This is a genomic window from Rhizobium sp. AB2/73 (assembly GCF_020871915.1).
GTDB lineage: Bacteria > Pseudomonadota > Alphaproteobacteria > Rhizobiales > Rhizobiaceae > Rhizobium > Rhizobium dioscoreae.
This window is the reverse complement of record NZ_CP067072.1, coordinates 757,026-780,212: the sequence shown is the minus strand read 5'-3', so window position 1 is coordinate 780,212 and position 23,187 is coordinate 757,026. Positions and strand designations below refer to the sequence as shown.

The window sequence follows — 23,187 nt, the reverse complement described above, 5'->3', positions numbered from 1 at the left end:
GATAGGATCCTCCCCCCGTCTCGGACAGGGAGAGGAGATGATCGATCGCAGCTTAGGCAGCGATGAATTCGTTCCAGCGACGAACCATGTAGCGGTCCTCGTCCATGACCGAGTTCCAGCAGGCGACCGCACCCATGCGGGTTTCGAAGGAGCCGCCGTCGCGGACGGCGCCGGCCTTCTCCATGACCTTGCCTTCCGGAGAGAGGATATCGCCCTGCGCGGGCTTGCCCTCGATCCAGTAGCCCCATTCATCGGCCGACATGAAGTTCTTGGCCGTTTCCATGCAGGCGGAGTAGTAGCCCTGGCGGTTGAGGTAGCCGCCGACCCAGCCGGAGGTGTACCAGTTGATATATTCATAAGCCGCGTCGAGCTGCGCACCCTTGAGGTGCGAGGCAAGGCCGAGACCGCCGCCCCAGGCGCGATAGCCTTCCTTGAGCGGCTGGAAGGTGCAGGCAATGCCCTTGGAGCGGACGGCGGCAACCGCCGGCGACCACATGGACTGGATGACCACTTCGCCTGATGCCATCAGGTTGACGCTTTCGTCGAAGGACTTCCAGAAGGCGCGGAACTGGCCATCGCCCTTGGTCTTGATCAGGAAGTCGATCGTCTTGTCGATTTCCGCCTTCGTCATGTTGCCCTTGTCGGCATATTTGATCTTGCCGGCAGCTTCCATGATCATCGCGGCATCCATGATGCCGATCGACGGGATATTAAGGATCGCTGTCTTGCCCTTGAAGGCGGGATCGAGAATATCGGCCCAGCTGGTGATCGGCCGGCCGGTGAGATCGGGACGAATGCCGAGCGTGTCGGCGTTGTAGATGGTTGGAACCATCGTCATCCACTGCGTCGGCTCCTTGGCGAATTTCTTGGAGCCTTGCCCTTCGACGAAGCCGACAGTGTGCGGTGCGGTGCCCTGCGCGATGACGCTATCGGCCTTCAGCTTGCCGTTGATGAAGAGCGGTACGATCTTGTCGTAATATTTCAGCTTCTTGACGTCCATCGGCTGCAACACGCCGGTCGGGAAGACCTTCTTGGCGATCCAGTATTCGACGTCGGCGATGTCATAGCTGTTCGGCTGCGTCACCGCACGCTGTGCGGCAGCATCGGAATCGGTCGCGGTCATCTCGAGCGTGATGCCGAGATCGGCCTTGCACTTCTCCGCAATGGCATTGATGTTCGAAACGCCGGTTCCGAACTGGCGCAGCGTGATATTCGATTGCGCCCAGATGGTCGGGAAACCGGTGATTACGCCGGAGCCGGCCATGGCGCCGAGAGCGGCAGCGCCGGTCTTGAGCAGCGAGCGGCGGGAAATGCCCTTCGTGGTCTTCTCAGTCTTGGTTTCAGTCGTCATGTCAGTTCCCCTTTTTTAATGCTTCGGATTTTCATGCGGATACGCGGCCGAGAAGGATTGCATCCTCCTGAACCCAACTCAGTGAGACGGCATCGCCGACGGCGATCGATCTAGTCGCATCGTCGTCATTGCTTGCGACGACGGTGAAATCATCGCTGCCGGCACCGACAACGGTGATCTTCAGCGTTGCGCCGCGATATTCGATATTGGAGACGACGCCGTTGAAGCCCAACCCTTTGTCCGATGGCGGCGAAAGGCGGACGCGGTCGGTGCGGACCGCGATATCGACGGCTTCGCCGACGGCGCGGCCTGACCCGTTTACCGAGAAGCCCTGCCCTTCCGGCACGGTCATGGTGATCAAGCCATCTTCGCTCGACGTTACGCGGCCGGACAAGACATTATGATCACCCATGAAGCGGGCAACGAAGGCTGTCGCTGGGTGTTCGAACACCTCCCGCGGCGACCCCGCCTGTTCGATCCGGCCGTCATTCATGATGACCATGATATCGGCAAGCGCCATGGCCTCTTCCTGGCTATGCGTGACATGGACGAAAGTGATGCCGAGCGACTTCTGCAGCTTCTTGAGTTCCGCACGCATGCGGATCTTCAGGAAGGGATCGAGCGCCGAAAGCGGCTCGTCGAGCAGCAGCGCTTCCGGATCGGTGATCAGGGCGCGAGCAAGCGCGACACGCTGTTGCTGGCCGCCTGAAAGCTGGGCCGGACGGCGCGTGGCATAGGCTTCCATCTGCATCAGCTTCAGCATTTCGAGCGCCTTGGCGCGGCGCTCTTCCTTGGCAACGCCCTTCATCTTCAGGCTGAAGGCGACATTGTCGATAAGATCCAGATGAGGAAACAGCGCATAGGACTGGAACATCATCGCCGTGCCGCGTCTGGCGGGAGGGAAGTCCGTGACAACGGTATTACCGAGCCTGATATTGCCAGAGGAAATGCCCTCATGGCCTGCGATCATGCGTAAAGTCGATGTCTTGCCGCAGCCGGAGGGGCCGAGGAAACAGCAATAGGAACCCGCCGGTATCTTCAGGCTGATCGCATGGACAGCCGTGGTCGTGCCGTAGACCTTCGAAACGGATACTATATCGATCTCTGCCGCTTTCGACATCATCTTCCCCTTTGGTTTGGGAAAGACACTGCATCAATCGTGCCAGTTTTGCCGGGGTCGACTAACTGACTGGAATTTCTGAATTTTTTCTTAGTGAAGAAATTTTGCCTTCTGATGGGCAATTGCGGATCTGCACAGGAAATAGGCTATTGTGCGCGATTTATGCAAAACATTGTATACCTTCTACCGGCTCATTTGCATCAGATTTCGTTTAACTTCCGCGCCAAACCTGTCTATCATCGCAGCCAGTTACTCAGGCTACCGATCATGAACTCTTCAACAGATGCGCTTTTGACGCCCAGCGACGCCACCGATAGCGGCGCGCAACAAATCCGCGAGGCCATTCGCGACGCGATCGTGGAGCGCCGGCTGGCGCCGGGCACGAAACTGTCGGAGAGCGATGTTGGCGCTCTCTTCAACGTCAGCCGGACACTGGCACGTGCTGCCCTGCAGGCCCTTTCCTATGAGGGGCTCGTCAGCGTCGAGAAAAACCGAGGCGCTTTCGTCGCCTATCCATCGCCCGAGGAAGCCAGGCAGATATTCGCCGCGCGCCGCCTGGTTGAGCCGGGGATAGTGCGATCGGCAGCCGAACATATCACCGCACCTCAGCTCGCACAGCTCCGGCAGCTCCTCGTGGAAGAAGGCCGCCTTATGGGAGAGCGGGGTCAATCCGCCCGCAGAGCCGAAATCAAGGCCTCGGGCGACTTCCATCTGATGCTGGCGGCCATTTCCGGCAATCTCATCATGCAGCGCTTCATGGAGGAGCTTGTTGCTCGCTCCTCGCTGGTGATTGCACTCTATGGACAGTCAAGCGCCTCCAGTTGCGGCCATTCCGAGCATGGGGACATCATCACCGCGCTGGAGCGCAAGGATGTCGACACGGCCTGTCATCTCATGCTGCATCATATTGCGCATATCGAAGCCGATCTTGACCTACGTGAGCGCAAAAGCTTCGGCCTGAAAGAGGCTTTCGAGCGGTAGGACACCCGCTGCCCAAGCATTTCGCGCGCCACCGGTGGCCATCGATTCATGGAGCAAAAATTGAGCACGATCGAAACTCTCTTTACCCGGGCCAAGCTTGCCGACGGCTCCATCAAGGACATCGGCGTCACGGGCGGGCGGATCGTGTCGATCACGGAGACTGGAGCGCCGATCTCTGCCTCCGAGCTCATCGACCTTGAAGGCGCCCTCGTCGTGCCGGGCTTCGTCGAAGGGCATATTCATCTCGACACCAGTTTTTACGGTGATGCTTGGATATCGCACAAGCCGTGCACCAACGGCTTCGACGTCCACGAGCGTGTTGCCTTCCAGGCGCAAAACATGGCGCAGGCCGCGCCGATGGACGAAAGGGCCAGAAACCAGCTCGAACTCTGCATTGCCAACGGCAGCACGCATATGCGCAGTCATGTTATGGTGGACGGTTCCGTTGGATTGAAATCGCTGGAGACCGTGCTTGCCGTGCGCGAAGAATACCGCGACCTGATTGATATCCAGCTTGTTGCCTTTCCGCAAAGCGGCATTCTGAAGAGCCCCGGCACGCCGGAGCTTCTGGATCAGGCGATCGCCATGGGGGCCGATCTCGTCGGCGGGCTCGATCCGGCAAGCTTCGATCGCGATGTCGAAAAACATCTCGATGTGGTTTTCGGCGTCGCCGAGAAGCATGGCGTCGATGTGGACATCCATCTTCATGACGGCGGCACGCTCGGACTCTTCACCATCGAGCAAATCTGCGCCCGCACACGCAGTCTTTCCATGGGCGGGCACGTCGCGATCAGCCACGCCTACGGACTTGGCGATCTCTCGATTGAAGCGGCCAAGCGCGCTGCGGCCCTGATCGCCGAGAGCGGAGTCTCCATCATGACGAATGCGCCAGGCGCCCATTCCTTCCCGCCCGTCGCCTTGCTTCGGGCTGCCGGTGTCACCGTTTTCAGCGGCAGCGACAATATCCGCGACTCCTGGTGGCCCTATGGCGACGGCGACATGCTGGGCCGCGCCATGATGATCGGCTATCGGTCCGGCTTCTATACCGACGAAGAATTGAAGGTTGCGTTCGACGTCGTGACGGAAGGCGGCGCCAAGGCTCTGCGCCTGGAGGGTTATGGCTTGAAGATCGGCACCAAAGCCGACTTCGTTACCTTGAAGGCGGAGCATATTCCCGAGGCGGTCGTCGCAGTGCCGAAAGGACGCGCGGTCTACAAGGCAGGCAAACTCGTCGCCAAAGATGGGGCCGTCCTGCGGGGCTGATCAGGCATCAGGACTACGAATCGGCAGCCTGCTACCGCTTCAATTCTCTCTCGAATTTCTCGATCTGCTGCAGAACCCATGGGTCGTCGGCGGAATGTTGGATCGTTTCCTGTTCCGGCCGCCGTCTGCGGCGTATCCAATCGATGAAGGCGCGAAGCAACCGCATGTGGGTATCCAAGTTTTCAGTATCTGCGAGGCCCGGCAGCCAGGCGCAAAAACCAATGGAAGCCGGGCCTCGACGACCGCAAGGCGTTGCGGTGATTGCCTTTTTGCCCGTGGAAAAATGAACGCTGGCTGAACATATTGCACGGCACGATAGTTTCCTCGCATCTTTGCAGCCACTAGGAGAGAGCCCGCAAACCAATCTCATTCCACGAATGAAGAGCTTTTTTACTTGAGCGTACCGCTATCGGCAAAACTGACCTAGCCGGGAGAGAAGACGACCGTTAGACAATTCCGCGTCGCTTCCGATTTCCCCGGAGCGACACAAGCTTAGCCTCGCCCGTGCGGGGCTTTTTTCTTTTCGGCCTATGCTTTGCTGCGCCGCGGCTCGCCGCCCGGTGCATAAATCGTGTCCTGCTCGAAAGGAAATACCGAGCCGCACCGGCAGCGCACCATATGCTTGCGCGGATCGGCCGATGGCCGTTCCGTGGAAAAGCCGCGCGGCATCTCGTCTATCTTGAAATCGCGGCTCGTCGCCCGCCGATCGTCAGTTTCGGACACTTCGGCGAAGCCGGTGTGGTCGCATTTCGCGCATTCCAGCTTGCGTGAATATCGATCTCTTGCGGCCATTCTTTTCCTGCTCGGGGACTCACAATGCGTTCCTTCTATCAGCGCTGCCGGTGCTCTTGAAGGCCGCAAACAACCTTCGTTACCGCTCGCTTTCCGTCCTAAAAATTTAAGGGCTGGAAAAATGACCGTGCCAACAAAAAAATATTGACCTGATGGCAGATGTCAGACCAATTTACTATCTCATGATAAAACCCTTGCTTACCCCTCTTCCTTCCATCGACCGGACGCAGCAAGTGATTGAGGCGCTGTCGACCTTCATCGAATCGTCCAAGCTACAGGCAGGCGACCGGCTTCCGACCGAGCGCGAGCTGATGGCGGCGCTTTCGGTGGGACGTTCCACCATTCGCGAGGTGATCACCTATTTCCAGGCGCTCGGCGTCATGGAGACCCGCAAAGGCAGCGGCACCTATTTGCTGAAGCCGGTTTCGAAGGCGACGATCCATATGCCGCTTTCCTTCAACCCGTCACATCTGCGCGATGCACTGCTGCAGACGCTGGAGGTCCGCCGCGGCATTGAATGCGAGGCCGGCATGGCGGCTGCAAGGAAGCGCACCGATGAAGACCTCGTCATCATCGAGGAGAAGCTCAATGAGATGGAGCGCGTTCACATGGCCAAGGGCACGTCCGGGCCCGAGGATCTGGCCTTTCATCTTGCCGTCTACGACGCCACGCACAATCCACTGTTCCGGCAGCTTCTCGAACAGATGCGCGAAACCTTCGAGCGCTTCTGGGAGCATCCCTTCGATCGGCAGGATTTTGCTCGCCGCTCCTTTCCCTATCACCGCACGCTGTTCAACGCGATCGTCGACCAGGATCCCGAGGCAGCGCGCGCCGAAACATTGAAAATTCTCGACGTCGTCGAGGAAGACATCAAGGAAATGTCCCAATGACCGACGGGCTAGAGCCGTTCGAACTTGCATCCCTCATCACCGCTCACGACGACGGCAATTTTGCCGAAGCCGTCGTACCGCCGATTTTCCAGACATCGCTATTCACCTTCTCGAACTATGACGAGATGATCGCCTCCTATCGCGGCGAAAAGGTGCGGCCGATCTATACGCGCGGTCTCAACCCGACGGTGCGCATGTTCGAGGAGATGCTGGCGAAGCTGGAGGGCGGCGAGGATGCGCTCGGTTTTGCCAGCGGCATGGCGGCGATCTCATCTGCAGTGCTGAGTTTTGTCGAGCCGGGCGATCGGATCGTTGCGGTTAAGCATGTCTATCCCGATGCCTTCCGCCTCTTCGGCACGGTTTTAAAGCGCATGAAGGTGGACGTGACCTATGTCGATGGTCGCGACGAAGAAGCTGTCGCCAAGGCGCTTCCCGGCGCCAAGGTGTTCTACATGGAAAGCCCGACGAGTTGGGTCATGGAAGCGCATGATGTCGGCGCGCTCGCTGCACTCGCCAAACAGCACGGCGTCGTCTCGATGATCGACAACAGCTGGGCAACTCCCTGTTTCCAGCAGCCGCTGAAGCTCGGCGTCGATCTCGTCATCCATTCCGCTTCCAAATATCTCGGTGGGCACAGTGACGTGGTCGCGGGTGTCGTTGCGGGCTCGAAGGAGATGATCGCTCGCCTGAAAGCCGAAGCCTACCCCTATCTCGGCGGCAAGCTTTCGCCCTTCGACGCATGGCTCCTGATCCGCGGCCTTCGCACCCTGCCGATCCGCATGAAGGCGCATGAGGCGGCGGCGCTGACCATCGCCAAACGCCTGCAGGAGCTCGATGTCGTTGAGCAGGTCTGCCACCCGGGCCTGGCCAACCGTCTGCCACCCGGCCTGAATGGCACTTCCGGCCTGTTTTCTTTCATCTTCCGCGAGGGTGTCGATATCCGCGCCTTTGCCGATCGCCTCACGCTCTTCAAGCTGGGTGTGAGCTGGGGCGGACATGAGAGCCTGATCGTGCCGGGCGAAGTCGTGCTGCAGCAGAAGGCGCAGCCGAATTCGGCGCATACTTTTGGCATCAATCCGCGCTCCGTACGTCTCCATGTCGGCCTCGAAGGAACCGAGGCCCTGTGGAAGGAACTCGAGGAGGCAATCGCCGCCGCCTCGTGACATCGTCAATCTGAGAGGAAAATCCAAAAAGGGGAACCAACATGAAAAGACTGATAACGGCAGCACTCTTTACCGCTTTGATGGGCGGCACCGCCTTTGCCGATACGACTCTGAAGCTCGTGGAAGTCATCACGAGCCCGGAGCGCACCGAGACTCTCAAGTCGATCGTCGCAAAGTTCGAAGCCGCGAACCCAGGCACCAAGGTCGACATCATCTCCCTGCCCTGGAACGAGGCTTTCCAGAAATTCGCCACCATGGTCTCGGCCGGCGATACGCCCGACGTGATGGAAATGCCTGACACCTGGCTGTCGCTCTACGGCAATAACGGCATGCTCGAAAGCCTCGAGCCTTACCTCGCCAAGTGGGAACATACGAGTGAACTGACGCCCCGCGCGCTTCAGCTCGGCCGGGATGTCAAGAACACCGCCTATATGCTGCCCTATGGCTTCTACCTGCGCGCCATGTTCTACAACAAGAAGATCCTGAAGGACGCCGGCATCGCCGAGCCGCCAAAGACGATGGACGAATTCGTCAAGGCATCCGAGGCGATCTCCAAGCTGCCCGGCAAGTACGGCTATTGCATGCGTGGCGGTCCGGGCGGTCTCAACGGCTGGATGATCTTTGCCGCCTCCATGGCCGGCGACAACAAATACTTCAAGGATGACGGCACATCGACGATGAACAGCCCCGGCTGGGCCAAGGGCATCGAGTGGATGGTCGATCTCTACAAGAAGGGCTATGCGCCGAAGGATAGCGTCAACTGGGGCTTCAACGAAGTCGTCGCCGGCTTTTATTCCGGCACCTGCGCCTTCCTCGATCAGGATCCGGACGCCCTGATCGCAGTCGCCCAGCGCATGAAGAAGGACGATTTCGGGGTAGCGCCGCTGCCGAAGGGTCCGGATGGCAAGTCCTTCCCGACCATTGGCTATGCCGGCTGGTCGATGTTCTCGACGAGCCAGAACAAGGATCTGTCCTGGAAGCTGATCGCGACCCTTGAGGGCAAGGAAGGCAATCTGGAATGGAACAAGAAGATCGGCGCCTTGCCCGCCTATACCGCCGCGGAAAAGGACCCCTTCTACGCCGGCGATCAGTTCAAGGGCTGGTTCCAGGAACTGGCCGACAAGGACACCGTTCCCACCGTCATGCCGACCTATCTTGAGGAATTCGCCTTCTTCAAGGATTCGCTTGCCATCAAGACGTCGCAGCAGGCGCTGCTCGGGGATATCTCGGCCAAGGATCTGGCCGACCAATGGGCCGATTATCTGACCAAGGCCCAGGAGAAATTCCTGGCCAAGAAATAGAACGCACACGCGGCGGCGGAGCGATCCGCCGCCATCTCTGCCCAATTGAAACAGACGGCGTTCGAACGCCGCGAACGGGAACTCTTGCAGATGACTTCGATCACCGACACGCTCGACAGGCGTCACGACCGCAGGCCGTGGCTAAAGCGCCTCGCCGACGCCTCGGAGCCCTATCTCTACAGCGCCCCTGCCCTAATCCTCATCATCGCCGTGATGCTGGTGCCGCTGGCAATCGGCATATCCTACGCCTTTCGCGATATTCAGTTGCTCAATCCGTTTTCCGGCGGCTTCATCGGCCTGGAACACTTTCGCGATCTCTCCAAGGATAAGGCCTTCTACTGGGCTCTGAAGAATACACTTTGGTGGACGGGCGCCTCCGTGGTGCTGCAGTTCATCTTCGGGCTGATCCTGGCACTTCTGTTGGACAAACCGTTTTTTGGCAGATCGATCGTTCAGGCGCTGGTATTCCTGCCCTGGGCCGTTCCTTCTTTCCTCGCCGGCCTCAACTGGTCCTGGCTGTTCAACCCGGTCATCGGACCGATCCCGCATTGGCTCTATGCCATAGGCCTGATAAGCGAGCCGGGCAATATTCTCTCGGATCCAAACTACGCGATGTGGGGGCCGATTGTCGCCAATGTCTGGTGGGGCATTCCTTTTTTCGCGATCACACTCCTTGCCGCCCTTCAGGCGATCCCGCGCGATCTCTATGAGGCGGCTTCGATCGACGGCGCCGGCTGGTTCGAGCGCTTTCGCTCGATCACGCTTCCTTTCCTGGCGCCGACCATCGCCATCACGGTCCTCCTGCGAACGGTCTGGATCTCCAATTTCGCCGATCTGATCGTTGTCATGACGGGCGGCGGCCCGGCGGATCGGACGCAGATCGTTGCGAGCTATATCTTCACCCAGGCCTTCAAGCGGCTGGATTTCGGCTATGCCTCGGCCATTGCCCTGGTGCTGCTGGTCCTCCTGCTTGCCTATTCCATGCTGATCATCCTGCTGCGGCAGACCCTGCTGAACAAGGATTGAGCCATGAGACGATCCGTCCTTCCTACCATCGCCCATCGTCTGGCCGTTCTTTGCTACGTGGTCTTCGCGCTCTTCCCGCTCTTCTGGCTGTTGAAGGTCTCCGTGACGCCGAATGATCTGCTCTACACCGAGGGTGTACGCATGTGGCCGTCGCGCACGACCTGGGAACATTATGCCTTCGTGCTGCAGCACAGCGACTTTCCGACCTTCTTCAAGAACAGCCTGATCGTCTCCGCCTCGACGGCGATCGCGGTGACCATCTGCGCATCACTCTCCGGCTATGCGCTCTCGCGCTTCAATTTTCGCGCCAAATACTGGATCGTGGCCCTGATGCTGCTGACGCAGATGTTTCCATTGGTCATGCTGGTGGCGCCGATCTTCAAGATCCTGACGCCGCTGCACCTGACCAACAGCCTGACCGGCCTCGTCATCGTCTACACGGCCTTCAATGTGCCTTTCGCCACCTTCCTGATGCAGTCCTTCTTTGACGGCATTCCGAAGGATTTGGAGGAGGCAGCCATGATCGACGGCGCGACGCAGTTCACCGCCTTCCGGCAAATCATCCTCCCGCTGACCCTGCCCGGCATTGCCGCAACGCTCGGCTTTGTCTTCACGGCGGCATGGAGTGAGCTGCTTTTCGCGCTGATGCTCATCAACGGCAATCAGGCAGCGACCTTCCCGGTCGGCCTTCTCACCTTCGTCTCGAAATTCTCCGTGGATTTCGGGCAGATGATGGCGGCGGGCGTCATGGCGCTCATTCCAGCTGCGCTCTTCTTCCTGCTCATCCAACGCTATCTCGTGCAAGGCCTGACGGCCGGCGCGGTCAAGGGTTAGTCATATGGCATCGATCGATATTCAGAACGTCAAGAAAGCCTACGGTCACGTGCAGGTGCTGCATGACATCGATCTCAGGATCAAGGATGGCGAGTTTGTCGTTCTTGTCGGCCCTTCCGGATGCGGCAAGTCCACCCTGCTTCGCATGATCGCCGGCCTCGAGGATATCAGCGGCGGCGAAATCCGCATTGCGGACAATCGCGTCAACGAATTGCATCCGAAAGACCGCGACATCGCCATGGTCTTCCAATCCTATGCGCTCTATCCGCATATGAATGTCGCGGGCAACATGAGCTACAGCCTGCGGCTGCGGAAGGTGGCTAAGGATGGCATTGCTAAGGCTGTCGCGGGCGCGGCATCCAAGCTCGGCCTCGATCCATTGCTCGAACGCCGTCCGAAGGCGCTTTCCGGTGGCCAACGCCAGCGTGTCGCCATGGGCCGCGCCATCGTGCGCCAGCCGAAAGCCTTCCTGTTCGACGAGCCTCTGTCGAATCTCGATGCCCGCTTGCGCGAGCAGATGCGAGCGGAAATCAAGAAGTTGCATGGAGATCTTAAAGCGACGTCGATTTATGTCACCCACGATCAGATCGAGGCGATGACGCTGGCGGACCGGATCGTCGCCATGCACGGCGGGGTGGTTCAGCAGGTCGGCAGCCCGCTCGAACTCTACGACCGTCCCGCCAATCTCTTCGTGGCCGGCTTCATTGGCTCACCCGGTATGAACTTCCTCGATGCGACTTACGAGGGCAATGCCGTCAAGCTCAAGGATGGCACGTTCGTTTCGCTTCCGGCGCCGCTCAAATTGGCAACCGCTGCGAAGATCACGCTCGGCATTCGGCCTGAACATGTCGTGTTGTCGTCCAACCCGTCCGACATGACCGCCAATGTCGAACTGATCGAACCCACCGGCTTCGGCATCATCCTGCATCTTTCGCTGCACGGCCTTCCGTTCAAGGTATTCACCCTCGATCGCACTGCTTTGAGCATGGGAACGCAAGTGAACGTCTCCTTCCCGGCGCAGCATCTGCATGTCTTCGATGAGGGTGGAAAAAGGGCGGCTTGACGGCCGCCCTGTCTAAGACTCTCAGCTCGCAAATGGCTTCGTGGGGCCGCTGGATGGTTGCGTAAACCAACGCGGACCGTCCGCCGTCACATAGATATGATCCTCCAGCCGAATGCCGAATTTCCGCGGAAAGACGATCATCGGCTCGTTTGAGAAGCACATTCCGGCCTGCAGCACCGTCGTGTTGCCGCGCACGATATAAGGCTCTTCGTGAATTTCGAGGCCAAGGCCGTGACCGGCGCGATGCGGCAGTCCCGGCAGCTTGTAGTCGGGGCCAAGCGAATGTCTCGCCAGCACCGCGCGCGCCGCATCATCCAGGCTGGAGCAGGCAGCGCCCAGCTTTGCCGCGTCGAAAACGGCCTGCTGCGCCTCCCGTTCGATCGCCCATGCATCCTCGAAGGCGCTGTCGCCGCTCTTCAGCTTGTAGGTCCGCGTCAGGTCGGAATGATAACCGTCGATGCGGGTACCCGTATCCACCAGGATGACGTCGTCCTCGCCAAGCGTCTGGTCGCCGTCGGCGCCGTGCGGCAGGGACGTGGCTTCGCCGAAGGACACGATGCAGAAGGTCGAACCTCCATCGGCGCCCGCTTCGCGATGCCGCCGGTCGATGAATTCGACGACTTCCGACGCGCGAATTCCCGGCTTGAGTAAGGCATGAGCCTGCCTGTGTACGTCCAGCGTCAGGTTCATGGCATATTGAATGAGCGCAATTTCGGCCGGAGACTTGATGCGGCGCAGACTATTGATGGTCGGCCCGCCATTCACAAGTCTTTCAGCTCCAAGCTCGGCGGCCAGCGCGTTGTAGAAATAAAGCGGCATGTTATCGTCCAGCGCCAAGATGCCGGCATTTCCGAGCAAGCGGGCGATCAATGCCGCACTGCTCTCTTCTTCCTGCCATTCAACAATTTCCGCCGGCAGATGCGGCAGGGTTTCCACCCTGCTGCGCTCGAAGCCGGGGACGATGTAATAGAGCGCCGTGGGCGTCACCAGCGCGCCGAGAAAGCGCTCGCTCGCGTGCCAGACCAGACCGGTAAAGTAGCGGAGGCTTTCGGTCGGCCCGAGCAACATGCCGGCCAATCCCTTTGCATCGAGCAGCTTTCGAAGACTCGAAAGGCGCTGTTGTCTTTCCTCCGCGGTGATCCGGGGTACTGGATGTTGCCACGACATTCCTACTCTCCTTAATGATCGTCGCCCTGCATAGTGTGATTGTCGCATCATGCGGAGCAGCGCCGACACTATCGTTGCTGCAAGACTCATGTCGACAAGGAAAATACAAATATAATCACTTTCCCGAAAGGCTGCCGCCGTTCGATTGCTAAATTATCTGACAGCGCGAACACGGCTCCAGTGGTTCACTGCTCTCATCGAAGCAACCGATGGAGTATCGCCATGCAAGCTACAAACATCATCACCTCTCCCGAACCGGCCGGCGCTTTCCGCAAGGCTCGACGCCAGCCTTTTTCGGCGCTGCAGGACCTTGCACGCATGCTCGCACGCAAGATGGTCGAGCGCAGGAACCGCAATGCGCTTCTGGAACTTTCGGACGATCAGTTGAAGGACATTGGCCTTTCCCGTGGTCAGAAGGGGAGCGATGTTCATATTTACAGTCGCTACTAAAAATGGCGCAGGATGTGCTAAGCTCCGCTGGTGCGACGGGCATTAACGCCGGGATGGGGAAGTTCGGCATGTCAGAAATTTCGACCGCCTTGCTGCTGAAGACGAAAACCGTCGTCATCCGCGATATCGTCTGTAACGGTGAATGCCGGCATAAGAGCGGAGAGGAATGCGCCCACAAGACGAGCCTCGTCTATCCCTATCGTGGCGTTTTCAAGCGCCACGTCGGCCAGAGTGATACCGTTGCGGAAGCAAACCAGGTGTTGTTTTTCAACAACGGACAGGAATATCGAATCAGTCATCCTGTTGACGGCGGTGATTCCTGTCTCGATCTTAGTATAGACGAGAGCGTTCTTCAGGAGCTTGCGCCGAAGGAACAGGTTCAATCCGGCGAAAGCGTTATCTTTCGCCGCCAGCGCCGACGCATCGATCCCCGCGCACAGGCACTCGTGGCTATGCTTCGCCATGGGCTCAGCCGTAATTTAGCCGAGAGCCTTGAAGGCGAAACACTGGCGTTGACTCTGGTGCGCCGTTCTCTGGGCGAGCGGACGTCGCATGCGGCCGGCGCAAGTTCCGGCCGGCAGAAGCTCGTCGACCGGGCAAAGCTCGTTCTGTCCTCCGATCTTGCACGGCGCTGGACGCTTGCAGAGATCGCCAGGGATGTCGGCGTCTCGCCCGTCTACCTGACACAGGTCTTCCAGCAGGTAGAAGCCATCCCTCTTTACCGCTACCAGCTGCGGCTTCGGCTGGCACGCGCGCTCGATCTCCTCGCTTCCTATGACGACCTGACCATGCTCGGGCTCGATCTCGGGTTTTCCAGCCATAGCCATTTCAGCGCCGCGTTCAAACAGACCTACGGCCTGACGCCAGCGGAATTCCAGCGCTCCGCACAGCTGAAGCCCAAGCGCTACGCGGTTCGCTAAAGATTCCGACAGCGCCGACATGATGATCGATGCTCTCATGATCCTGCCCTGGCAAGGGGATCGATCAGGAAAGGATCACGAGATGAAGAGAACCACATGTGCCGCTTGCGATTGCGAACTCGGCGCCGAGACCATCAAGGTCAATCTCGGCGGCAAATCGGTGGAAGTGTGCTGCGAGGAATGTGCGGCCGCGTTGAAGGAGGCGGATCAATCGACATCTGCTGCTTCCGGAAGCAAGGAATAGCGAACACTGTGGAGAGAGCCGTCGCCAAGCGACAGCTCTCTCTATCTGCGACCTGCGATCGACCCCGAATGTCGCTTGCTGTTACACTTGCAAGTCGAACTTTAAGGCGACAATAAAGGAAATTGTAATGGAGTATTGCTGCCAGGCCGTCAGCAAACTTCGTTCGCAATATTCCCCTTGCGGGAAAAGTTAGGAAACATATCGACGTATTGCATTCATAAGGTCGCATTAGCTTTTGCTGCAGTTACTCGTAGCGAAGGCATTGATTATGAACAAACGACTTATCGTCGCGGCTTTATTGACAACGGCAATCGGCGGCGCAACCGCTTCGGCTTATGCAGCCGGTGCAGAAATCGCATCCCAGCAGCAAAAGCCTGCAGGCGCGGAGACCGCGCAACCGGGGCCGGTCGGCCCGCCATCGGACGGCTGGTATTTCCAGGACCGTCATCCCGAAGGGCCGATGATGGCCTCTGGCGGGGGTATGCCCGTGCCCCCGGGGCCTCCGCATAGACCGAACCCCGCCCTGATGATCGCGGAAAAATTGTCAGCGCTCGAAACCTTGATCGGCGTCCGCAGTAACCAGCTCGACGCCTGGCGGGATTATACCAGCGCCCTGATCGATCTCTTGGCTCCCGCAAAGAACGAGCTGCCAGACCTGCCGGCGCCCGGCGACGATGCCGCGTCCCAGGCTGCCCATCAGAGCGACGGGCAAGCTCAACTTTTCGGAGAGCGCCTAGCCGATCGCGTGCTGGATCGTGCCGCGAAGGCCAAGGCTCTCAAGGACAAGGCTGTGGCTCTGCGCAACATGTTGAACGCCGATCAGCTCACCAAACTGGCGGACGCGGAGCGCTCGCTCGTTCCCGGCCCGCATCCGTTCCACTGATCATCAATGGAGGGTCTTTCTGGGCGAAACCCTCCACCTCACCACGACAGACCATTTCCTCTCCGCTTCCAGCCAATCGAGATCCCGCCGGACGCTCCTGTTGGTTGGAAGGAGCGGCCCTTCGCCGGGCCGATTGGTCCGGGAATGCCCCGCCCGGCGCTCCCGGACCAATGGCGTGTGAGCGCCGCCACTCCTTCTTCGCAGAGGAAAAGCGATGGTCTCCCTCACGCTGCGCGTCTTCCTGGCCCCAGTCGAGGCCAGTGCATTGCATCAACAAACCAGGGATGGAAATCTTGCCGATATGTTTGCGCTCAAACAAGGGACCGTCGAATATTGCCATTGCCGCCATATTCGTCGGAACATTGACAGGCTGTGTCGTAGGGCCGGATTATAAGACACCCGCCCTTGCCGTGCCGACGCATTGGGGCAGCAAGGCCACAAGCAAGCCCCCGCAAACCCCGCAATTGTCGCAATGGTGGAAACAGCTTCGTGATCCCACGCTGGATGCTTTGGTTGAGGAGGCCGTCGCAGGCAATCTCGATGTCGCAACAGCGAAAGCAAAGATACGCGAAGCTCGCGCGACCTATCGCGAGCAAAGAGGCGCACTTTTTCCAACCGTTGAGGGGACAGCATCGGCAACCCGCAACCGAACGGCTGCCTCTGACGGCACCCCTGCCAGCGTCTACAATGAGTACGAGCCGGGATTCGATGCAAGCTGGGAACTCGACCTGTTCGGCGGCAACAAACGTGCCGCCGAAGCTGCGAAATACGGCGTCGATGCTGCGGAAGAGGATTTGCGCGATACGCTGGTAACGCTCGTTGGGGATGTTGCTTCCTATTATGTTCAGGCCCGTGAGTATCAGGCCTTGCGTGACCTGGCGCACCGCACCGGCGTCTCACAGCGAAGGACGGCGGAACTCACTCAAGCTGAATTCGGGGCCGGGACAGCAACAGCCATTGACGCTGCGAAAGCAGCAGGCGAGGCGGCCAGCACTGAGGCAGATATTCCAACCTATGAAACCTCCTATGCGCAGGCAGTTCATAAGCTCGCCGTACTCCTTGGCAAGCCGCCAGCAGCCCTCGACGAACGTCTAAAAACCGGCGGTGCCATTCCACGACCGAAGCTTGATGTCTCGGCAGGTATTCCCGCCGATATCCTCTTGTCCCGTCCTGACGTTCGCGGTGCCGAGCGTCAACTCGCACAATATACCGCCAAGATCGGTCAGGCCGAGGCAGATCGCTATCCTTCAGTCTCGTTGACGGGCAGCATCTCATCATCTGCCACAAGCATTTCGGACCTTGGCAAGAAGTCAACGATCGGTTGGTCGTTCGGCCCATCGCTCACCGTACCGATATTCCAGGGTGGTCAGCTCAAGGCTGCGGTGGATGTCGCCAAGGCACAACGCGACCAATATTATATCGCCTACCAGTCCGCGGTCTTGACGGCTATGCAGGATGTCGAAGATGGCATTGTGTCACTGACGCAAGAGAGACTGAAAAACGCCAAGCTTATCACTTCCGCCGCATCTTATCGCAAGGCGGCAGACTTGTCCCACGAGCTAAATAAGGCCGGCGCAGTCGATTACCTTAACGTGCTTGATGCGGATCGCTCACTTTATAGCGCCGAAAGCTCGCTTATCCAAAGCACCGCAAATATTGCTTCAAATTACATTTCCCTCAACAAGGCGCTGGGTGGAGGCTGGGACGGACAAGTCGATGTCTCCACGCCTGTCGTCGTTGACGCCGATACCGGTCCCCATCTGGCCAAGGTCCAATAATCTCATGCTGAACACCCTGGAACATAAGGCACCGCCGACCGTCAATCCGAAACGGGCCAAGGACGCAAGCCCTCTTCCCGCCAGAGCGCTGCCAAAGCGGAGCATTAGACCGCGATACATGCTCTATGCAGGTCTCCTTGCCCTTGCCGCAGTCGGTCTCCTTTCTTTCCGATACGGCTATTCCGACCGGCAGACGGCATCGGCCATCACGGCGCGGGTGATGCGGGGCAATGTCGAGGAAGCCGTGCTCGCATCCGGCACCTTCAGGCCGATCAAGCTGGTCGCGGTCGGTGCACAGGTCTCCGGTCGGATCACGGCACTTCATGTCAAGCTTGGCGATACCGTCAAGAAAGACAGCCTTGTTGCCGAAATCGACTCGACCACACAGAGCAACGACCTGAAGACCGCTCAAGCTTCCCTGGCGAACGTTAGGGCACAGCGCCAGGAAAGCGAGGCCGATCTTGAAAACGCACAGACGACGCTTGTCCGCCAGCAGACGATATTCCGCAACCAGGCAGGCTCCAAGGCGGACCTCGACAGTGCGGAAGCGAACGTCAAGAAGATTACTGCCCAAATTGCCGCTCTCGACGCGCAAATCACATCGGCCGAAGTCGCGGTGGAAACCGCGCGCGCCAATCTTTCCTATACGCACATCACGGCGCCGATGGATGGCACGGTGCTCGCCATCGTCAACCAGCAGGGCCAGACGGTGAACGCGGCGCAATCGGCGCCGACGATCGTCATCCTCGGACAAGTCGATACGATGATCGTTCGCACGGAGATCTCCGAAGCCGATGTCGTCAAGGTCAAGGTGGGGCAACCGGTTTATTTCACCATCCTTGGCGATCCGAATACCCGGTATGAGGCCACATTGCAGTCGATCGAGCCGGCACCTGAATCGATCACCAGCGACAGCAGCATCACCTCATCGTCCACAACAGCGTCATCAAGCAGCAGCACGACATCGTCATCCTCCACCTCGGCGATCTACTACAACGGTGTGTTTGCAGTGCCGAACCCCGATAATTACTTTCGCACCTACATGTCGGCGGAGGTTCACATCGTTCTCGGACAGGCCAAGAATGTGCTCACCATCCCTTCCTCCGCATTGGGCGGCAAATCCGCCGAGGGATCCCGCACGGTTCAGGTCGTGAGCGACAACGGCAAGAGGATCCGCCGCAACGTCATGGTCGGCCTCAACGACAACGTCTCTGCCGAAATCCTCTCTGGTCTCTCCGAAGGAGAGAATGTCGTGGTCGGCGAGGCAAGCACGGCGACCACCAAGAGCAGCAGTGGCGGCCCTCCCCCTCCAATGGGGTTCTGACCCATGCCTTCTCCGATTATCGAACTGAAGCGCGTGCGCCGCGAATATCAATCCGGGGACCGCACGATCGCAGTCTTGCAGGGCGTCGATCTTGACATCGCCGAAGGCGAAATGGTCGCGATCGTCGGGCCTTCCGGCTCGGGGAAATCCACACTGATGAACATCATCGGTCTATTGGACCGCCCGACCTCCGGCACGTATGCGATCGCCGGCGAAGAGACGCATCGCCTAGACAGCGATGCGCTATCCAAACTGCGCAGAGAGCATTTCGGCTTCATCTTTCAACGCTATCATCTGCTTTCCGAGCTGACGGCGATCGGCAATGTCGAGGTACCGGCCATCTATGCCGGGCAGTCAGGTGAAACAAGACGAGCGCGCGCGGCAGCGCTTCTTGAGCGGCTCGGCATGAGCGAACGAAACAGCCATCGCCCGGGCCAGCTTTCGGGCGGCCAGCAGCAGCGAGTTTCGATCGCACGCGCCCTGATGAACAACGGCAACGTCATTCTTGCCGACGAGCCCACGGGCGCCCTGGACCGGCAGAGCGGCGAGGAAGTCCTGCGTATTCTTGGCGAGCTCCATGGCGAAGGCCACACGGTCGTCATCGTCACCCACGACATGAATGTCGCCGCGCGTGCCGATCGCATCATCGAGATCTCCGACGGACGGATCGTTGCCGATCGGCGTACGGGCGGCAAAGTTCCGGCATTGCGAGCCTCCGCTACCGCGGCCGGCTTCGGCAAATCCGGTTGGCGGGAGATGGCTGGCCGGCTGACGGAAGCCTTCCGGATGGCGGTCCTTGCACTCAAGGCCCATCGGCTGCGCACGTTCCTGACCATGCTCGGCATCGTCATCGGCATAGCCTCGGTCGTCAGTGTCATCGCGCTCGGCGAGGGATCGCAGCGAAAGGTTCTGGAAAATATCAATAGCCTCGGCACCAACACGCTGGAAATCTTTCCCGGCAAGAGCTTCGGCGATACGCGCTCAGGCCGCATCAAGACCCTGGTGGTCGCCGACGCCGATGCTTTGGCGAAATTGACCTATGTCGCGGCTGTTACACCGACCGTCTCGACCAGCAGCACCGTGCGATTCGGCTCGATGGAGGCGAACGCCCTCATCAATGGCGTGGGAGACGCGTATTTTTCCGTGAAAGGATCGAAACTTATCATGGGCAGGTTCTTCGACGCGGACGACGTGAAACGCTTGTCGCAGGATGCGGTAATCGATCAGAACACGGCGACGACCTTGTTCGCCGATCAGGGGCTCGATCCGCTCGGGCAAACCATTCTCGTCGGCAAGGTTCCCGCGCGCATCATCGGCGTCATTGGCTCCCAGCAAGGCGGCTTCGGCTCAAGTGACAATCTTTCCGTCTATCTACCCTATACCAGTGTCCAGGCCCGCCTGTTGGGCGATATGTCGCTGCGCAGCATCACGGTACGGGTCGCCGACAATACCGAAAGTGTTGCCGCGGCGGCGGCCGTCTCCCAGTTTCTGGAGCTCCGCCATGGCACCAAGGATTTCTTTATCCTCAATACCGACGATATTCGCCAGACCATTACCAGCACGACCCGGACGATGACCCTGCTCGTCTCGGCGATCGCCGTCATATCGCTGCTGGTCGGAGGTATCGGTGTCATGAACATCATGCTCGTCTCGGTGTCCGAGCGTATTGCCGAGATCGGCGTACGTATGGCAGTCGGCGCGAGACGTCATGACATTCTCCAGCAGTTCCTGATCGAAGCCGTCCTCGTATGTCTGCTGGGCGGTGCTTTCGGCATTACGACGGCGCTTGGCTTCGGCTTCGCCTTCAACTATTTCGGATCGAACTTCACGCTCGTCTATTCCGCAAGTTCGATCATTCTGGCCTTCGCATGCTCCTGCGCGATCGGCCTGACCTTCGGCTACCTGCCGGCCCGCAACGCATCGTTGCTGGACCCTGTCGCGGCATTATCAAGAGACTGATATTTCTGGGAAAAATCAACGGCGGAGCCGGAAAGCAATCCGGCTCCGCCATTCGTGTTGGGGGCGTTATGGCGAAGCCGGGTATGCGGGGCGACCAAAGCCTGCTCGAGCCAAGCTGCTGATCGACCACGATTTTACATCAGTTGCCGGCACTGACATTTCTGAATGTTGCTGAAACAAGGCATTTTGGCGATATTTAATGTCTCGGCTTTTCCGCCGGCGCGAACTATTCGATAAGTTCTGTAATCTTACTTTCAATATTGGTTTATGTAGAATTTTCAAGAGTTCTACGTAAGTAAAGCCTGTTTGACAGCGCGGATATTCCGTCAGCTGATCCCATCCCCGCAGGGGATGGCCAAGTCTGCGATGCCACGATGATGTGAGTCACCTCGCTCGTGCTGGAGCGGTTCAGCTCTTCACGGAATCTCTGAACCGCTCTATCTCTTTGGTTCACGCAATTCCTGACGGAAAACCGCTGTGCCCTTTTCCTGGAAACGCTCTAGCTTGCGACTTTAGCCTCGGCGCTCTTGAACGACACGACCTGCTCCAATCCACACGGCTGACGGTTACGCACCGTGATCTCGCCCCCGAATCGGGTAACGATCTCGCGCGCAATGGCCATGCCAAGGCCGGCTCCCGGAAAAGACCTTTGCCTTGCGATGTCGATCCGGAAGAAGGGTTCGAACACCTGATTGAGCCGATCCTCCGGAATACCGGGCCCGGTATCGACAATTCGCACAACGGCTCTATTGCCAAGGTGCGTCACCGTCACCGTCGCCGACTGGCCGTGCGTTGCCGCGTTGATGAGCAGATTCCGCAAGGCTCGGGTGACGGCGAGAGGGCCTGCGCTGATCGTTGCCTGCTCCAGTTCGCCGCTCGTGACGTTCATATCGATCGCTTTCAACTCAGTGACGATATCGCCGACGATCTTGTCGAGCCTGACCTGCTCCAGACTGTCCTTGGAAATCTCTTCCCGGACTAGCCCTATCGCGCTGTCGGCGATCCTGTCGAGCTCCTCGAGATCGGCAAACCACTTGCGCCGCTCTTCATCATCCTGAATGAACTCGGCCCGCAGGCGCATCCGGGTCATCGGCGTCCGCAGGTCGTGTCCGGCGGCGGCAACGAGCCGCATACGGCTTTCCGTGGCGGCTTTCACTCGCGCCGACAGGCCATTGAGCGCCTGCGCGGTCGCGCGAATTTCTCCCGGTCCGCTTTCCGCTATATGCGGCAGGGTACCGTCGGGATTGATCGCCGCCGCCGCCTCCTCCAGCAGACGCAGCGGCTTCATGATCTTCGAGGCGGCAAAGATGGAGACGAGCACGCTGCCGATGATGATAAGACCGAGCCATCCCACAAGGATTTTCCACCCGCCCGGCGGCGGGCCATGGTCCGGCATCGGCATGATCAGCCAGCTGCCGTCGTAAAGCTTCAGCGACGCGATCATCTCGCCCGTCGACTGGCGTACTATGACGGCCTCGCGCATGCCGGATATTCGAAGCAGGGCTTCCATCAGGAAGCGGGACAGTTCTTCGTCGCGTTGGCCTTCAGCGGGTCCGGGGGTAACGACCAATCCCGCCGATGCCGCAGTGGTTCTATCTTTCTCTGCGAACGTGGCGAGAATGGAAAGCTGGTGGGCCATCCGTTCGATCGTCATGTCCGGCCGCGGCCCGCGCATGACGAGGCTTGCTACGAAAGACGAGGAAATGACCACCAGAACGATGGCGGTCATCAAAAGTAGCGCTAAGCGCGCGCCGAGCGACCTCATGAATCGCCTTTGATGGCCGTTACCGGAACGACGAGCTGATAGCCTCCATTGCGGATCGTCCTGAAGATGGGCTCCTCTACCGTTTCTCCAAGCTTGCGGCGCAACCGGCTCATCAGGACGTCGATGGAGCGATCGGCCGGATCGCGATCACGTCCCTGCGTCAGGTCGAGCAGCTGATCTCGCGACAGGAGCCGGCCGGCACGTTCCAGGAACGCCTTCAGAAGGTCGAATTCGGCGCCTGTCAACGAAATCGCCTCGCCGCTCTCTCTGCTGACCCGACGAAGCTGCGGATCGAGCATCATGTTCGCGAACTGATAGCGCCTCTGCTCGGGCTCCAATGAGGAATCCTCGTTCGTGCGGCGTAGGACCGCACGGATGCGCGCGGCCAGTTCGCGCGGATTGAACGGTTTGCCGAGGTAGTCATCGGCGCCGATCTCGAGACCGAGAATGCGATCTATATCTTCTTTCAGGGCAGTCAGGAGAATGACTGGCACCCGAGGACGGCGATTTCGCAGATCGCGGCAAAGATCGAGGCCAGACCCATCGGGAAGCATGACATCCAGGACGAGGAGATCGGGATGACGTCGGTTGAGCGCATCGTTGCATCCGCGCAGATCGCTTGCCGTCGATACGCGGAAACCCTGCTCCTCGAGGTATCTGCTTAAGAGGGAGCGTATTTCGTGGTCGTCATCGACTATCAGAACATCGGGTGCGGCATTCGCGTTCATAGGATTCATTCCGTTTTCTCAATTCTTATACAAACTATGGATTGCCTGAAAAGAAGGGTTTTGCGGCGCCAATACGGAAAAATCTGACCGAGAAACGTTCGTTTACAAAATTCCCGATGCTGGAAATATTGGGTAACAAAATAATGCGCGGAAAACGGAAACCGCTGCCGATGACGCATCAACGA

22 protein-coding genes are annotated in these 23,187 nt (G+C 59.0%); 15 read left to right on the top strand and 7 right to left on the bottom strand.

Features of this window, described 5'->3' with window-relative positions:
- Nucleotides 1-52: 52 nt before the first annotated feature.
- Both I8E17_RS23220 and I8E17_RS23215 read right to left on the bottom strand, forming a co-directional pair.
- On the bottom strand, nt 53-1,351 hold the full coding sequence (locus I8E17_RS23220) for a PotD/PotF family extracellular solute-binding protein (protein ID WP_069615543.1): 1,299 nt from the start codon (nt 1,349-1,351) through the stop codon (nt 53-55).
- Between the two features lie 31 nt (nt 1,352-1,382).
- Nucleotides 1,383-2,471 carry an ABC transporter ATP-binding protein gene (locus tag I8E17_RS23215; protein WP_219511671.1) on the bottom strand — a complete coding sequence of 363 codons (1,089 nt, stop codon included), beginning with the start codon at nt 2,469-2,471 and terminating at the stop codon, nt 1,383-1,385.
- A 267-nt stretch (nt 2,472-2,738) separates the two neighbouring features.
- Between I8E17_RS23215 and I8E17_RS23210 the strand changes: the two genes are divergently transcribed.
- A complete protein-coding gene (locus I8E17_RS23210; protein ID WP_069615696.1) occupies nt 2,739-3,452 on the top strand; it encodes a GntR family transcriptional regulator in 714 nt (237 codons plus the stop codon).
- A gap of 60 nt (nt 3,453-3,512) precedes the next feature.
- Nucleotides 3,513-4,715: an amidohydrolase family protein gene (locus tag I8E17_RS23205; protein ID WP_083258340.1), complete on the top strand. Its 1,203-nt coding sequence runs from the start codon at nt 3,513-3,515 to the stop codon at nt 4,713-4,715.
- Nucleotides 4,716-4,746: 31 nt separating this feature from the next.
- Here I8E17_RS23205 and I8E17_RS35310 read toward each other — a convergent pair whose 3' ends face one another.
- A complete protein-coding gene (locus tag I8E17_RS35310) occupies nt 4,747-4,881 on the bottom strand; it encodes a hypothetical protein (RefSeq protein WP_257714007.1) in 135 nt (44 codons plus the stop codon).
- Between the two features lie 362 nt (nt 4,882-5,243).
- Nucleotides 5,244-5,507, bottom strand: a complete 264-nt coding sequence (locus tag I8E17_RS23200; protein WP_069615540.1) for a hypothetical protein — start codon at nt 5,505-5,507, stop codon at nt 5,244-5,246.
- Between the two features lie 182 nt (nt 5,508-5,689).
- Here I8E17_RS23200 and I8E17_RS23195 point away from each other — a divergent pair, with 182 nt between their 5' ends.
- The 6 genes from I8E17_RS23195 to ugpC all read left to right on the top strand — a co-directional run bounded on the left by I8E17_RS23195 (nt 5,690) and on the right by ugpC (nt 11,784).
- Complete coding sequence (locus tag I8E17_RS23195; protein WP_112723181.1) at nt 5,690-6,397, top strand: FadR/GntR family transcriptional regulator; 708 nt, start codon at nt 5,690-5,692, stop codon at nt 6,395-6,397.
- The gene (locus I8E17_RS23190) at nt 6,394-7,560 is read left to right on the top strand and encodes a PLP-dependent transferase (protein WP_069615538.1); all 1,167 of its coding nucleotides are present in this window, start codon (nt 6,394-6,396) and stop codon (nt 7,558-7,560) included. The genes I8E17_RS23195 and I8E17_RS23190 overlap by 4 nt, the downstream gene beginning before the upstream one ends.
- A 41-nt stretch (nt 7,561-7,601) precedes the next feature.
- On the top strand, nt 7,602-8,861 hold the full coding sequence (locus I8E17_RS23185; protein WP_069615537.1) for a sugar ABC transporter substrate-binding protein: 1,260 nt from the start codon (nt 7,602-7,604) through the stop codon (nt 8,859-8,861).
- 90 nt (nt 8,862-8,951) lie between these two features.
- Nucleotides 8,952-9,887, top strand: coding sequence for a sugar ABC transporter permease (locus tag I8E17_RS23180; RefSeq protein ID WP_069615695.1), 936 nt, complete (start codon nt 8,952-8,954; stop codon nt 9,885-9,887).
- Between the two features lie 3 nt (nt 9,888-9,890).
- On the top strand, nt 9,891-10,721 hold the full coding sequence (locus tag I8E17_RS23175) for a carbohydrate ABC transporter permease (protein WP_069615536.1): 831 nt from the start codon (nt 9,891-9,893) through the stop codon (nt 10,719-10,721).
- Nucleotides 10,722-10,725: 4 nt separating this feature from the next.
- A complete protein-coding gene (gene ugpC, locus I8E17_RS23170; protein ID WP_069615535.1) occupies nt 10,726-11,784 on the top strand; it encodes a sn-glycerol-3-phosphate ABC transporter ATP-binding protein UgpC in 1,059 nt (352 codons plus the stop codon).
- A gap of 21 nt (nt 11,785-11,805) precedes the next feature.
- Here ugpC and I8E17_RS23165 read toward each other — a convergent pair whose 3' ends face one another.
- Entirely contained in the window at nt 11,806-12,951 is a 1,146-nt protein-coding gene (locus tag I8E17_RS23165; RefSeq protein WP_069615534.1) for a Xaa-Pro peptidase family protein, read from the bottom strand.
- Between the two features lie 222 nt (nt 12,952-13,173).
- On the opposite strand from I8E17_RS23165, the gene I8E17_RS23160 reads away from it, so the two are divergent.
- The 7 genes from I8E17_RS23160 to I8E17_RS23130 all read left to right on the top strand — a co-directional run bounded on the left by I8E17_RS23160 (nt 13,174) and on the right by I8E17_RS23130 (nt 20,509).
- Nucleotides 13,174-13,401: a DUF1127 domain-containing protein gene (locus I8E17_RS23160; protein ID WP_083258339.1), complete on the top strand. Its 228-nt coding sequence runs from the start codon at nt 13,174-13,176 to the stop codon at nt 13,399-13,401.
- Between the two features lie 68 nt (nt 13,402-13,469).
- A complete protein-coding gene (locus I8E17_RS23155; protein ID WP_069615693.1) occupies nt 13,470-14,321 on the top strand; it encodes an AraC family transcriptional regulator in 852 nt (283 codons plus the stop codon).
- A gap of 82 nt (nt 14,322-14,403) precedes the next feature.
- Nucleotides 14,404-14,565, top strand: a complete 162-nt coding sequence (locus I8E17_RS23150; RefSeq protein ID WP_168192587.1) for a hypothetical protein — start codon at nt 14,404-14,406, stop codon at nt 14,563-14,565.
- A 268-nt stretch (nt 14,566-14,833) separates the two neighbouring features.
- Nucleotides 14,834-15,448, top strand: coding sequence for a hypothetical protein (locus tag I8E17_RS23145; RefSeq protein ID WP_069615532.1), 615 nt, complete (start codon nt 14,834-14,836; stop codon nt 15,446-15,448).
- 299 nt (nt 15,449-15,747) lie between these two features.
- Nucleotides 15,748-17,226 carry an efflux transporter outer membrane subunit gene (locus I8E17_RS23140; RefSeq protein WP_229002189.1) on the top strand — a complete coding sequence of 493 codons (1,479 nt, stop codon included), beginning with the start codon at nt 15,748-15,750 and terminating at the stop codon, nt 17,224-17,226.
- Nucleotides 17,227-17,344: 118 nt separating this feature from the next.
- Nucleotides 17,345-18,550, top strand: a complete 1,206-nt coding sequence (locus I8E17_RS23135) for an efflux RND transporter periplasmic adaptor subunit (RefSeq protein ID WP_113366739.1) — start codon at nt 17,345-17,347, stop codon at nt 18,548-18,550.
- Between the two features lie 3 nt (nt 18,551-18,553).
- Nucleotides 18,554-20,509, top strand: coding sequence for a MacB family efflux pump subunit (locus I8E17_RS23130; RefSeq protein WP_069615530.1), 1,956 nt, complete (start codon nt 18,554-18,556; stop codon nt 20,507-20,509).
- 499 nt (nt 20,510-21,008) lie between these two features.
- Here the strand turns inward: I8E17_RS23130 and I8E17_RS23125 are convergent, their stop codons facing one another.
- Nucleotides 21,009-22,274 carry an ATP-binding protein gene (locus tag I8E17_RS23125; RefSeq protein WP_069615529.1) on the bottom strand — a complete coding sequence of 422 codons (1,266 nt, stop codon included), beginning with the start codon at nt 22,272-22,274 and terminating at the stop codon, nt 21,009-21,011.
- Nucleotides 22,271-23,002: a response regulator transcription factor gene (locus tag I8E17_RS23120; RefSeq protein ID WP_069615691.1), complete on the bottom strand. Its 732-nt coding sequence runs from the start codon at nt 23,000-23,002 to the stop codon at nt 22,271-22,273. The genes I8E17_RS23125 and I8E17_RS23120 overlap by 4 nt, the downstream gene beginning before the upstream one ends.
- Between the last annotated feature and the right edge of the window lie 185 nt (nt 23,003-23,187).